Annotated in this window: 10 protein-coding genes; 5 read left to right on the top strand and 5 right to left on the bottom strand. The window is 33.4% G+C overall.

Going from position 1 to position 13,367, the window contains the following annotated elements; genetic code table 11:
- Positions 1–54 precede the first annotated feature (54 nt).
- From AC3VI6_RS05815 to trxA, 4 genes are all read right to left on the bottom strand, one after another.
- Complete coding sequence (locus tag AC3VI6_RS05815; protein ID WP_497705485.1) at positions 55–1,392, bottom strand: deoxyguanosinetriphosphate triphosphohydrolase; 1,338 nt, start codon at positions 1,390–1,392, stop codon at positions 55–57.
- Between the two features lie 118 nt (positions 1,393–1,510).
- Positions 1,511–3,898 carry a ribonucleoside-diphosphate reductase subunit alpha gene (locus AC3VI6_RS05810; RefSeq protein WP_497706575.1) on the bottom strand — a complete coding sequence of 796 codons (2,388 nt, stop codon included), beginning with the start codon at positions 3,896–3,898 and terminating at the stop codon, positions 1,511–1,513.
- Positions 3,899–4,071: 173 nt separating this feature from the next.
- Positions 4,072–5,043, bottom strand: a complete 972-nt coding sequence (locus AC3VI6_RS05805) for a ribonucleotide-diphosphate reductase subunit beta (RefSeq protein ID WP_274634122.1) — start codon at positions 5,041–5,043, stop codon at positions 4,072–4,074.
- Between the two features lie 308 nt (positions 5,044–5,351).
- Complete coding sequence (gene trxA, locus AC3VI6_RS05800; RefSeq protein WP_497705484.1) at positions 5,352–5,711, bottom strand: thioredoxin; 360 nt, start codon at positions 5,709–5,711, stop codon at positions 5,352–5,354.
- Positions 5,712–5,855: 144 nt separating this feature from the next.
- Between trxA and AC3VI6_RS05795 the strand changes: the two genes are divergently transcribed.
- The 5 genes from AC3VI6_RS05795 to AC3VI6_RS05775 all read left to right on the top strand — a co-directional run bounded on the left by AC3VI6_RS05795 (position 5,856) and on the right by AC3VI6_RS05775 (position 12,729).
- Positions 5,856–8,015 carry a prolyl oligopeptidase family serine peptidase gene (locus AC3VI6_RS05795; RefSeq protein WP_497705483.1) on the top strand — a complete coding sequence of 720 codons (2,160 nt, stop codon included), beginning with the start codon at positions 5,856–5,858 and terminating at the stop codon, positions 8,013–8,015.
- A 111-nt stretch (positions 8,016–8,126) separates the two neighbouring features.
- Positions 8,127–10,205 (top strand): M13 family metallopeptidase, encoded by a 2,079-nt coding sequence (locus tag AC3VI6_RS05790; RefSeq protein WP_497705482.1) that lies wholly within the window; start codon positions 8,127–8,129, stop codon positions 10,203–10,205.
- Between the two features lie 131 nt (positions 10,206–10,336).
- Positions 10,337–10,750 carry an ATP-dependent zinc protease family protein gene (locus AC3VI6_RS05785; RefSeq protein ID WP_274634118.1) on the top strand — a complete coding sequence of 138 codons (414 nt, stop codon included), beginning with the start codon at positions 10,337–10,339 and terminating at the stop codon, positions 10,748–10,750.
- A 107-nt stretch (positions 10,751–10,857) separates the two neighbouring features.
- Positions 10,858–11,730, top strand: coding sequence for a 30S ribosomal protein S6--L-glutamate ligase (rimK, locus tag AC3VI6_RS05780; RefSeq protein WP_274634117.1), 873 nt, complete (start codon positions 10,858–10,860; stop codon positions 11,728–11,730).
- A gap of 63 nt (positions 11,731–11,793) precedes the next feature.
- A complete protein-coding gene (locus AC3VI6_RS05775) occupies positions 11,794–12,729 on the top strand; it encodes an ABC transporter ATP-binding protein (RefSeq protein ID WP_497705481.1) in 936 nt (311 codons plus the stop codon).
- Between the two features lie 187 nt (positions 12,730–12,916).
- On the opposite strand, the gene AC3VI6_RS05770 is transcribed toward AC3VI6_RS05775, so the two are convergent.
- On the bottom strand, positions 12,917–13,366 hold the full coding sequence (locus AC3VI6_RS05770; RefSeq protein WP_497705480.1) for a GreA/GreB family elongation factor: 450 nt from the start codon (positions 13,364–13,366) through the stop codon (positions 12,917–12,919).
- Position 13,367 lies beyond the last annotated feature (1 nt).

Here is a 13,367-nt window from a genome sequence, read left to right as displayed (position 1 = left end):
ATAATATGTTAAACCCGTTAAATTTTAATCAAAAAACCAACTATTTAACATTTTCTAACTAATATATCCCATTAATTTTCTGTGTAATCGAATGGCATATCCGTCAGATAAGCCTGCAATATAACTACACACTTGCATAATTCTGTCATATAAATTTTCTCTCTCTTGTTGGTATTCCTCTGGAAGTAAGTTCAATACCAACTTATCGTAGTTTGACTGTTTGTTATCAAACTTATTATTAAGTGCTGTTACAAAAACATTTAGTAAATCAGCAATGATTTTATAGCCAGCTACTTCTTTTTCAACCACTTCTTTACTTCGGTAAATTTTATCAACACTTATTTTGATGATATCGTTAATCTGTGCTTCGTATTTACACTTGTCTAACAAACCTTTATCAAAAGTTCCGTTTAAAATAGCCTCTTCATTCTCTAAAAAGATGGTAACAGCTTCATTTATTAACACGCCAATTGCTAAAGCACGCAAATAACTTACACGATCTTTTTGATGTTGCAATGAATGGTACTTTTTACTATCAATCGTATCTTTTACCAACTTAATCATATATTCTAAAGCATAATCTTCTTCAATTAAGCCAAGATTTATTCCATCTTCAAAATCGATAATCGTATAGCAAATATCATCCGCAGCTTCTACCAAATACGCTAATGGATGACGGTAGTAAGAAACTCCTTCAGATTCTTTTTTTAACAAACCTAAATCTTCAGCAATCTCAGAAAAAGCAGCTTTTTCCGACTGAAAGAAGCCGTATTTTTTATCGACAATATGTTGGGTTGGTTTCTTTGGAAGACTCTCTTTTGGATACTTTAAAAACGCTCCTAAGGTTGCATACGACAAACGTAAACCTCCTTCAATACCTTCTCTGCTTTCTGTAAGGATTTTAAATCCGTTGGCATTCCCTTCAAAATCAATCAAATCTTGATATTCTAAATCGGTTAGTTGCTCTTTATATTGAAGTCCTTTACCTGTTTTAAAATACTCCCCAATCGCTTTTTCTCCTGAATGACCGAATGGCGGATTCCCTATATCGTGCATTACTGATGCTGCAGCGACAATCGCTCCGAAATCGTTAAAGGTATATCCTAACTCTTTTAAATTTGGATGACGCTCTAACAGCTCCTTTCCTACTCTACGACCTAAAGTTCTACCTACAACAGAAACCTCTAAACTATGCGTTAAACGTGTATGAACGAAATCAGTTTTAGATAGCGGAATTACCTGTGTTTTATCTTGTAAGCTACGAAAAGCCGATGAAAAGATAATTCTATCAAAATCTACCTCAAAACCTAAACGAGTTTCGTCTTGTTTTGCACGTTCACGTTTATGGGTATCACCAAAACGTTTTAAAGAAAGGAGTTGTTCCCAGTTCATTATCAAATAAATTTTTTCGAAAATACAAAAAAGAGAAGCCTTTCAACTTCTCTTTTCTCACTTTTAATTTTGCTTCGACTGCGCTCAGCAATCTTTAATGAATAATTAAAACAAATTCTTAAGATCCACACATTAAACAATCGTCTGGTCCCTCAGCGTTTTTAGAAGCTTCTACCATCGCTTTGAATTCATCTGTACTCATTGGCTTGTCTTCTTCTTTCTTTTCTACATTTAACGTGAATTGCTTCGCGTTTACTGCAGATTTGGTACGTAAATAGTACATTCCTGTTTTTAATCCAGATTTCCAAGCATAGAAGTGCATTGACGTTAACTTAGCAAAGTCTGGATCTTGCATAAATAAGTTTAACGATTGAGATTGATCGATAAAATATCCTCTATGGCGTGCCATATCAATAATATCTTTCATACTCATTTCCCAAACTGTTTTGTATAAATCTTTTAAGTCTTGAGGAATTTCATCAATATGTTGGATAGATCCGTTTGCACGCATGATATCCTCTTTCATATTGTTGTCCCATAAATCTAACTCTACTAAATCTTCTAATAAATGCTTGTTTACTACGATAAACTCACCTGATAATACTCTACGAGTATAAATGTTAGAAGTATATGGTTCGAATGCTTCGTTGTTTCCTAAAATTTGAGAAGTAGATGCAGTTGGCATTGGCGCTACTAATAACGAGTTACGAACCCCGTGTTTTTTCACTTCTTTACGCAACTTCGCCCAATCCCAACGACCACTTAATTCATCATCGTTAATTCCCCACATATTGTGTTGGAATTCTCCTTGCGACATTGGTGATCCTTCAAATGTTGAATAGGCTCCTTTTGCTTTTGCAACTTCCATAGATGATGTAACTGCTGCAAAATATAAGGTTTCAAAAATTTCTTGGTTTAATTTCTTAGCTTCTTCTGAAGTAAATGGTAAACGTAACATGATAAAAGCATCTGCTAACCCTTGAATTCCTAATCCTACCGGACGGTGACGGAAATTCGAGTTTTCAGCTTCTTTTACTGGGTAGTAGTTACGATCGATTACAGTATCTAAATTACGTGTAACTTTTTTAGTTACTTCAAATAATTTTTGGTGATCAAAGAATTTGTTTCCATTTTCATCTTCAGCAACAAACATTGGAATTGCAATCGATGCTAAATTACATACTGCTACTTCATCTTCTGCAGTATATTCCATAATCTCAGTACATAAATTTGAAGAACGGATGGTTCCTAAATTCTTTTGATTTGATTTACGGTTTGCTGCATCTTTATATAACATGTACGGAGTACCTGTTTCAATTTGTGATTCTAAGATTTTCTCCCATAAATCACGTGCTTTGATCGTTTTTCTACCTTTACCAGCAGCCTCATATCCTGTATATAAACGCTCAAACTCTTCACCATAAGTGTCATATAAATGAGGACATTCGTGTGGACACATTAACGTCCATTCACCATCTTCCTGCACACGTTTCATGAATAAATCAGAAATCCACATAGCATAGAATAAATCACGCGCACGCATTTCTTCTTTACCGTGGTTCTTCTTTAAGTCTAAGAAGTCATAAATATCAGCATGCCAAGGCTCTAAATACATTGCAAAAGAACCTTTACGCTTTCCTCCTCCTTGATCTACATAACGAGCAGTATCGTTAAAAACACGTAACATTGGTACAATACCATTTGATGTTCCGTTAGTACCTGCAATGTATGATCCTGTTGCACGAATATTGTGAATAGATAAACCTATACCTCCTGCAGATTGAGAAATCTTAGCTGTTTGTTTTAACGTATCGTAGATTCCATCAATACTATCATCTTGCATTTGTAATAAGAAACAAGAAGACATTTGTGGTTTTGGCGTACCTGAGTTAAATAACGTTGGTGTTGCATGTGTAAAATATTTTTTACTCATCAATTCGTATGTAGCAATTGCCTCATCAATATCTTCTTTATGAATACCAATAGCAACACGCATTAACATTTGTTGCGGACGCTCAACAATGTTTCCGTTTAACTTTAATAAATAAGAACGCTCTAATGTTTTAAAACCAAAATAATCGTAGTTAAAATCACGACTGTAAATGATTGTTGAATCTAATTTATCCGCATTATCCATGATGATTTTATATACATCATCAGCTAATAATGGTGCTTTATTTCCGGTACGTGGATTGATATATTCATACAAATCAGTCATTGTTTCAGAAAATGACTTCTTAGTATTTTTATGTAAGTTAGATACGGCAATTCTTGCTGCTAGTTTTGCATAATCTGGATGCGCGGTTGTCATTGTTGCAGCTACTTCAGCCGCTAAATTATCTAATTCAGAAGTAGTTACCCCATCATACAATCCCTCAATAACACGCATTGCTACTTTAACCGGATCAACGATATTGTTTAATCCGTAACACATTTTTCTAACCCTTGCTGTGATTTTATCGAACATCACAGGCTCTTTTCTGCCGTCTCTTTTTACTACATACATATTGATATTGGTTTTTAGTTGGTTAATAGCGTCGCCAAAACATGCTTCGTTAGGCAACTTGTAAAATGTTAATTTTAATTTGTTTCTTGTTGAAACGATATATAAGCTAAAGCACGTTTACTGTGCTTTAGCTGAGTAATACTGCATGTAGGGGAATAGCAGCTTATTGGTTCCTAAAAATCTGCATCAAAGCTGATGCTTCCTGTACCTCCTGATTTTACTCCGGCTTTTTGGTACTCTGATACTCTTTTTTCGAAGAAATTAGTTTTTCCTTCTAATGAAATCATTTCCATGAAATCAAATGGGTTAGTAGACTCGTACTCTTTTTCACATCCGAATTCTAAAAGTAATCTATCGGTAACATACTCTAAATACTGAGTCATTAACGTTGCGTTCATACCAATTAAACTTACTGGAAGTGATTCGGTAATAAACTCTCTTTCAATATCTAAAGCAGAAATAATAATTTCTTTAATTCTTTCTTTTGGCACCTTGTTTACTAAGTGATTGTTGTGTAAGTGTACAGCAAAATCACAATGCATACCCTCATCACGAGAAATTAACTCGTTTGAGAATGTTAACCCAGGTAATAACCCACGTTTCTTTAACCAGAAAATTGAACAGAATGATCCTGAGAAGAAGATTCCTTCTACCGCAGCAAAAGCAATTAAACGCTCAGCAAACGAATCAGATTCAATCCATTTTAATGCCCAATCAGCTTTCTTTTTAATGGCAGGAAAAACATCAATTGCCTTAAACAACCTGTCTTTCTCCTCTTCATCTTTAATGTAGGTATCAATTAATAATGAATAGGTTTCAGAATGAATATTTTCCATCATGATTTGAAAACCATAAAAGAACTTTGCTTCTGAATACTGAACTTCATTTACAAAGTTTTCTGCTAAATTTTCATTTACAATTCCGTCAGATGCTGCAAAAAATGCTAAAACGTGCTTAATAAAGTAACGCTCATCATCTGTTAACTTGGTGTTCCAGTCGTTTAAATCTGAATGTAAATCAATTTCTTCTGCAGTCCAAAAACAAGCTTGTTGCTTTTTATACCACTCCCATAAATCGTTATGTTGGATTGGAAAAATTACAAATCTGTCTTTATTTTCTTGTAAAATTGGTTCAATAGATGCCATGCTTTTTTTAGCTCTTTTAGTGTGTTATTTTTTTCTCGCTTTGAGGGAGAAACAAAGATTGAAAAAATTGCTAAAAATTGAAAGCTTTACTTATTCACAAATCCCTTGAAGTTTTTAACAAAATGGATTTTTTTGCTGATTTTAACAAAACCAACTCCTTTCATAAAAAACTTAAAAACAAACACTTAAAAACCAAAAAATCGCTTAAACAGTGATACTCACTGAGTTTCTTGTTTGGTGTTTGCACATAAAAAAAGTGATGCTAATTGCATCACTTTTTAACTTCTCATTTTAGTGTAAAAAAGGGCTTATTTTTCAACCTTTAATACATCTGAAATTATTTGTTCTATCTGTTTTTTCGGTAACGCTCCGTGAGCCATTTGTGGGTCTTCTCCTACTGGACAAAATAACATCGACGGAATACTTCTAATACCAAAAGCAGCTGATAATTCTTGTTCAGCTTCAGTATCTATTTTATAAATATTGATTTTTCCTTCGTACTCATTACTCAACTCTTCTAAAACAGGAGCCAAAGCTTTACATGGTCCGCACCAATCGGCATAAAAATCAATAATTGCTGGAATTTCTCCTTCAAATTTCCACTCTTTATTCTCTTCATAATTAAAAACCTTCTTAAAGAACGTTTCTTTATTTAAATTCTCTGTCATGTTTATCTATCATATTATAATTATGTAAAGGTAGTCGTTTTTATTTCAATAGCTTTCAGTGGTATTTTTGTTAAATTCGTCTTAAAATGAATTGTTATGATCGTTTTTCTTCTAAATTTGATCCAATTAACCAATTTTTAAATCATGAAAAGAATCCTTCTTCCCATTATTTGTGCAGGAGCTATTTTAGTTTCTTGTAAAGAAGAAAAACAATCTAAAAACGATATTAGTGTGAATTACCCTGAAACAGCTAAAAAACCTGTGGTAGATGAATACTTTGGCACCAAAGTAACTGACAACTACCGTTGGTTAGAAGATGATAGAAGTGCTGAAACTGAAGCTTGGGTAAAAGCTGAAAATGAAGTTACCTTCGATTATTTAAGTAAAGTTCCTTATCGCGAACAATTAAAAGAACGTTTATCTGAATTATGGAACTACGAAAAAGTAGGAACGCCATTTAAAGAAGGAGATTATACTTATTTCTATAAAAATAACGGATTACAAAACCAATACGTTATCTATAGAAAAGATAAAGACGGGAAAGAAGAGGTTTTCTTAGACCCTAACACTTTTGCTGAAGATGGAACTACATCATTAGGGTCTATCAGCTTTACTAAAGATGGAAAAACAGTAGCTTACGCTATTTCTGAAGGAGGAAGTGATTGGAGAAAGGTAATTGTAATGGATGCTGAAACTAAAGAAATTAAAGGAGATACTTTAGTTGATGTAAAGTTCTCTGGAATTGCTTGGAAAGGAAACGAAGGTTTTTACTATTCTAGCTACGATAAACCAAAAGGAAGTGAGTTGTCAGCAAAAACTGATCAACATAAATTATACTATCACAAATTAGGAACTCCTCAAAGTTCTGATGAAGTTATTTTTGGAGCTACTCCAGAACAAAAGCACCGTTATGTAGGTGGTTACTTAACTGAAGATAATAAATACTTATTAATTTCTGCTTCAACTTCAACTTCAGGAAACAAGTTATTCATCAAAGATTTAACGGATCCAAATAGCAAGTTAACCCCTATCATTGATAATTTTGATAGCGATACTGGTGTAATAGACAGTAGAGGAAGTAAATTATATTTAGTTACTAACTTAAACGCTCCTAACAAAAAGATTGTTACTGTTGATGCTTCAAACCCAACACCTGAAAACTGGGTAGACTTTATTCCTGAAACAGAAAATGTATTATCTCCTTCAACTGGAGGTGGATATTTCTTTGCGAAATATATGGTAGATGCTGTTTCTAAAGTAGTACAATACGATTTTGACGGAAAATTAATCCGTGAGGTTAAATTACCAGGCGTAGGAACTGCTGGTGGTTTCGGTGGAAAAACTGAGGCTAAAGAGTTATATTTCTCTTTCACAAACTACAACACACCAAGTTCTTCTTACAAATTCAATCCAGAAGACGGAACGTATGAATTATACTGGAAGCCTGCTATTTCTTTCAACGCAGAGGACTATGAAAGCAAGCAAGTATTCTACACTTCAAAAGACGGAACAAAAGTTCCTATGATTATTACCTATAAAAAAGGATTAGAGTTAAACGGTAAAAACCCAACTATTTTATATGGTTACGGTGGATTCAACGTTTCTTTAACTCCTAGTTTTAGTATTGCTAATGCTGTTTGGATGGAACAAGGTGGTGTATACGCTGTACCAAACTTACGTGGTGGTGGAGAGTATGGTAAAAAATGGCACGATGCAGGTACTCAGTTAAAAAAGCAAAACGTATTTGACGATTTTATTGCTGCTGCTGAATACCTAATTAAAGAAAACTATACTTCTTCTGATTATTTAGCAATTAGAGGTGGTTCAAACGGAGGATTATTAGTAGGAGCTACAATGACACAACGTCCTGATTTAATGAAAGTAGCGTTACCTGCTGTTGGAGTATTAGATATGTTACGTTACCACACCTTTACAGCTGGAGCTGGTTGGGCTTACGACTACGGAACTTCTGAACAAAGTGAGGAAATGTTTAACTACTTAAAAGGATATTCACCAGTACACAACGTAAAAGAAGGTGTTCAATATCCTGCAACAATGGTAACTACAGGTGATCATGACGATCGTGTAGTACCTGCACATAGTTTTAAATTTGCTGCTGAATTACAAGACAAGCAACAAGGAAATAACCCTGTATTAATCAGAATTGAAACAAATGCGGGTCACGGTGCAGGAACTCCTGTAGCTAAAACTATTGAGCAATATGCTGATATTTTCGGATTCACTTTATTCAATATGGGATTTGAATCGTTACCAAATGCTCAAAAATCTGAAATAAAGAGTTAAAAACTGTAACACTTTTATAAAAACACACTCTTATTAGAGTAAATTTACTACCTCGAGGCAAAACCTCGAGGTAGTTTGTTAAATATAAGATTCAATCAAAAATCACAAAAAATGAAAACCATTCACAAAATGTTGTTTACAACTGCAGTTGCTTCTTTAGGAGTCGTTGCTTGTAAAACAGACAAAAAGCCTGAAGAAAAAGTACAGGCAATTGTTTTAGAAAACATGGATACTTCGGTACAACCAACAGACGATTTCTTTAGATATGTAAACGGTTCTTGGGTTGATAAAACTGAAATTCCAGCTGATGAAACTTCTTGGGGAGGATTCAATCAATTAAGAAAAACCACTACCAAAGATGTCTTAGCCATCTTAAACAAAGCGATTGAAGAAGGAAACTTCGAAAAAATAAAAGATGCTGAAGGAAACGAAATAGATTCTGATCAAGAAAAAGCGGTAAACTACTACGAAACTATCATGGATACCGTAGCTAGAAACAACGCTGGTAAAGCACCTTTACAACCTTTTCTTAAAAAAATTGAAGAAATTAAAGACTTAAACGACGTACAAACATATATTACCAACATGGCTCCTTACGGTGGTGGTGGTTTTTACGGTTTTGGGGTATTTAACGACCTTAAAAACAGTAGCATGAATGCTGGTTATATGGGCGCTGGTGGACTTGGTTTATCTAGAGACTACTATGTAGACGAAAAAGTAAAAGACAAACTTGAAAAATATCAAGTGTTTGTAGCAAAAATGTTACAAGAATTTGGTGATGATGAAGCAACAGCTAAGAAAAATGCAGCAACTATTGTTGCTTTTGAAAAAAGTTTAGCTGAGCCAATGATGACTAAAGAAGAGCGTAGAGATACTCGTAAAATGTACAATCCTATGACTATTGCTGAATTAACTGAATTAGCTCCAGTAATTGATTGGGAAGCACATTTAAAAGGAATTGGTGTTGAAAATATCGAAAAAGTTATCGTTACCGATCCTAAATACTTCAAAGCTATGAACGAAGTATTAAAAAATGCTCCTATTGAAGATGTTAAATTAGTATTACGTTGGAATGCAATTAACAACTCATTAGGTTTATTATCTACCGATTTAGAAAAAGCTAATTGGGAGTTTTATAGCAAAGAAATGCGTGGAGCTAAACAACAAAAACCAAGAAATGAGCGTGCTTTAGCTAATTTAAACGGTGCAATAGGTGAAGCTTTAGGTAAATTATATGTTGACGAGAAATTCCCGCCAGAAGCAAAGCAAAAAGCTAAGGAAATGATTGATAACGTAATGTTAGGTTTTGAAAAACGTATCGCGCAATTACCTTGGATGAGTGCTGAAACTAAAGAAAAAGCTTTAGAAAAATTAAGCAAATTAACTGTTAAAATTGCCTATCCTGATAAGTGGAAAGATTACACTACTTTACAAGTAAAAGGGTTAGAAGATGGCGGTACATACTTTGATAACGCTGTAAACGTTCGTAAATGGAACTTTGAAAAAGATATGGCTAAATTAGGTAAAGAAGTAGATAGAACCGAGTGGGGAATGTCTCCTCAAACAGTAAATGCTTACTTTAACCCGGTAAACAATGAAATCGTTTTCCCAGCAGCAATTTTACAACCTCCTTTCTATAACTACAAAGCTGATGAAGCTGTAAACTACGGAGGAATTGGAGCAGTTATTGGTCACGAAATTTCACACAGTTTTGATGATTCTGGTGCTCGTTTCGACGGTGATGGAAACTTAAAAAACTGGTGGACAGAAGAAGATTCAGAAAAATTTAAAGAAGCTGGTTCTAAATTAATCAAACAATTTAGTGACATTGTTGCTATTGATAGCATGAACTTAAACGGTGAATTTACGTTAGGTGAAAATATTGGTGATTTAGGTGGTGTACAAGCTGCTTATGAAGGATTACAAATTTTCTTAGAAAAAAATGGTCGTCCTGAAAACATTGATGGGTATACTCCTGAGCAACGTTTCTTCCTTTCTTGGGCAACAATTTGGAGAACTAAAGTACGTGATGAGGCTTTAAAAAACCAAATCATGACAGATCCACATGCTCCTGGAAAATACAGAGCCTACATGCCTCTTAAAAATGTTGATGCTTTCTATGAAGCATTTGATGTTAAAGAAGGAGATAGCATGTACTTAAAACCAGAAGATCGCGTTAGAATTTGGTAAATTCAACAAAAAAATAAGTACCTTTAAACCAGTGTGTAAACACTGGTTTTTTTATTTTTAATAAATAGATAATTGGGTATTGCGTATTTCAAAAAATAGTAAGTAATTCGCCCTCCTTAACTTTTTATCTTATGAAACTAATAGGAAGAGTTGAAAAAATATCCTTTTTAAACTGGGAAATTGAAGATTTGCCTGCTAAAATAGATACGGGTGCCTATACTTCTGCGATACATTGTAAGCATATTAAAGAAAAAGATGGCGTGTTAGAATTTATATTATTGTGTCCGAAAACAGAAAAATACAATAATAAATTGCTACAAACCAACAAGTATCAAGTTAAAAGTATACGGAGCTCAAACGGTAAAAAACAAAAAAGATATGTGGTATCAACATCTGTTGTTTTTTTCGATAAAAAATATAAAATAAAACTATCTTTATCTGATAGAGGTAAAATGACCTATCCAGTTTTAATTGGTAGAAAATTTTTAAATAAAAAATTTATCGTTGATGTTTCACAAAAAAACATCACGTCAAAAGAAAAATAAAATGAAACCTGCGTAATTTAAATAATCATTAAATAAAATATTTGCTTGATTATTTTCATTAAGAAAGGTTATATTATGACTATTAAAAAAACAGTAAAAACAAACACATGAAAATTGTTGTTCTTTCTAGAAACTCAAAATTATATTCAACAAAACGTTTAGTAGAAGCAGGAGAAAAAAGAGGTCATCAAATGCTGGTATTAGATCATACAAAATGTGATTTAATTATTGAAAAAAGAAAACCAGCTATTGTATACAACCATGAGCTTATAACTGATGTAGATGCTATTATACCTCGTATCGGGGCCTCAGTTACATTTTATGGTACTGCTGTAGTACGCCAATTTGAAATGATGAAAGTTTTTTCGGTTGTAGAGTCACAAGCCTTAGTGAGATCTAGAGATAAATTAAGCAGTTTGCAAGTATTGTCTAGAGCAAATTTAGGGTTGCCAAAAACTGTTTTTACCAATTATTCTAAAGACACTTCTGAAATTATTAAAAAAGTAGGCGGAGCTCCTTTAATCATCAAATTACTAGAAGGAACACAAGGATTAGGAGTTGTATTAGCTGAAACAAAAAAAGCTGCTGAATCGGTTTTAGAAGCATTTAACGGTCTTCAAGCTCGTGTAATCGTTCAAGAATATATTAAAGAAGCAAAAGGAGCTGATATTCGTGCTTTTGTGGTTGATGGTGTGGTTGTAGGTGCTATGAAACGTCAAGGTAAAGAAGGTGAATTTAGATCAAATTTACACAGAGGTGGAACCGCTGAAATCATAGAATTAACTGATGAAGAAGAAAACGCTGCTTTAAAAGCTGCTAAAGCAATGCGATTAGGTGTTGCAGGTGTAGATATGTTACAGTCAGATAGAGGTCCGTTAATCTTAGAAGTAAACTCTTCTCCTGGTTTAGAAGGTATTGAAAAAGCCACAGGAAAAGACATCGCCAAAAGTATTATTCGCTTTGTTGAAAGAAGCGCTTAAAAATATAAACCGATACGAAAGTGTCGGTTTTTTGTTTCCTACTAATCCGTTACTTTTGCATTTATGCTACAAGTAAACAATATTTCATTTACCTATCCTTCAAAAGAAAAAACCTTAGAAAACATTAATTTCACCTTAGAGAAAGGAGAACATTTGTGTGTTATGGGTGAAAGTGGTTGCGGAAAATCAACTCTTTTAAAAATTGTATATGGTTTGTTGGATGTTGGTAAAGGAGATTTATTTTGGAACGACACTCAAATTTTAGGTCCAGAACATCACTTGGTTCCTGGAATGGAATTTTTCAAGTTCGTAGCACAAGATTTTGATTTAATGCCGTTTACCTCGGTAAGTGAGAATATTAAAAAATTCTTATCACGATTTTATCCTAAAGAAGCAGAAGAAAGAACTCAAGAACTTTTAGGAGTTATTGAAATGACAGAGCTTGCCAACGAAAAAGTAAAAAATTTAAGCGGTGGTCAGCAACAACGAGTAGCTATTGCTAGAGCATTAGCCAAAGAACCTGAGTTATTATTGTTAGACGAACCTTTTAGTCAGATAGATAATTTCAAAAAAAACTCGTTACGTAGACGATTATTCGCTTACCTAAAAAAGAAAAACATCGCTTGTATTGTAGCTACCCATGACGGAAATGACGCTTTATCATTTGCCGATAACATGATGGTAATCCGAAATCATCAAGTACTTGCATATGGCAGTCCTTCCAACTTATACCAATATCCGAAGGAAAAATATGTGGCTTCGTTATTTGATGATGTAAATGAAATTTCAATTAACAATAAAACCATGTTGTTATACCCAAATCAACTACAAATTGTTGATGAGCCTTCAAATTTAAAAGGAACTGTAGTAAAATCTTATTTTAAAGGAGGATATTGGTTGATAGAAGTTGCTTATGATGACCAATCAATTTTTATAAATCATCAAGAAAATATTGAGGAAAAAACAACAGCCTTTTTTAAATTAAAAAAGGCTGCTTAAACCAATAATAACTATCTCATAATTATTACTCAACTATCTTAAAATAAATTTGTTTCTTAAAAAAAATACACTCTTACCGTATTAAACACCAAAAGATAAAAGTGTATTGTAGTTTCTCTTTCTATTCTTGGTTATAACAACCTTTCCTGCATATAAAACAATTAGGTTTTAATTTACCCTACTTTTTTTAGAAAATTTTTTTAATAGTGTTTTTCGCTCCATTAAAATCGAAGCTTTCTCCTACTTTTTTTCCTAAAATTAGCTTTCCTATTGGTGAAGAAGGTGAGATAGCGAAGTATTTTTTATTATCAACCGTTAGTAAACCTACACTTATACTGATAAAATAATTTGTAGTAGAAGTTTCCACCACACTGCCCAAACAAACTACTTCTGAAGTAATATCTATTTTCAATTTTGCTAAGACCTCTTTCATTTGAGCAATTCCACTAAGTTGTTGACTTGCTTTTTCCATTTCTAACTGAAGCATTGCTCGTCCTGTTTCATGTTTATCTCCAGCAGAACTTTTTGTTTCAGATTGCAAGCTTTTTTGATGAGAAGCTATTGTTTCTTCCACCGTTTGTAAACGCTTATCTACATACGACTCACATTGTTTATATAATTCTTCTTTTATACTCATT

The sequence above is a fragment of the Tenacibaculum sp. TB-56 genome (genome assembly GCF_059716275.2).
This window is presented reverse-complemented; position numbering and strand designations above follow the sequence as displayed.

Bases quoted from the DNA above. Each gene is read 5' to 3' on its own strand.
- AC3VI6_RS05790 (WP_497705482.1), top strand. From the start codon at position 8,127: ATGAAAACCATTCACAAAATGTTGTTTACAACTGCAGTTGCTTCTTTA.
- AC3VI6_RS05770 (WP_497705480.1), bottom strand. From the start codon at position 13,366: ATGAGTATAAAAGAAGAATTATATAAACAATGTGAGTCGTATGTAGAT.
- AC3VI6_RS05810 (WP_497706575.1), bottom strand. From the start codon at position 3,898: ATGTATGTAGTAAAAAGAGACGGCAGAAAAGAGCCTGTGATGTTCGAT.
- AC3VI6_RS05785 (WP_274634118.1), top strand. From the start codon at position 10,337: ATGAAACTAATAGGAAGAGTTGAAAAAATATCCTTTTTAAACTGGGAA.
- AC3VI6_RS05775 (WP_497705481.1), top strand. From the start codon at position 11,794: ATGCTACAAGTAAACAATATTTCATTTACCTATCCTTCAAAAGAAAAA.
- AC3VI6_RS05815 (WP_497705485.1), bottom strand. From the start codon at position 1,392: ATGAACTGGGAACAACTCCTTTCTTTAAAACGTTTTGGTGATACCCAT.
- AC3VI6_RS05805 (WP_274634122.1), bottom strand. From the start codon at position 5,043: ATGGCATCTATTGAACCAATTTTACAAGAAAATAAAGACAGATTTGTA.
- AC3VI6_RS05795 (WP_497705483.1), top strand. From the start codon at position 5,856: ATGAAAAGAATCCTTCTTCCCATTATTTGTGCAGGAGCTATTTTAGTT.
- trxA (WP_497705484.1), bottom strand. From the start codon at position 5,711: ATGACAGAGAATTTAAATAAAGAAACGTTCTTTAAGAAGGTTTTTAAT.
- rimK (WP_274634117.1), top strand. From the start codon at position 10,858: ATGAAAATTGTTGTTCTTTCTAGAAACTCAAAATTATATTCAACAAAA.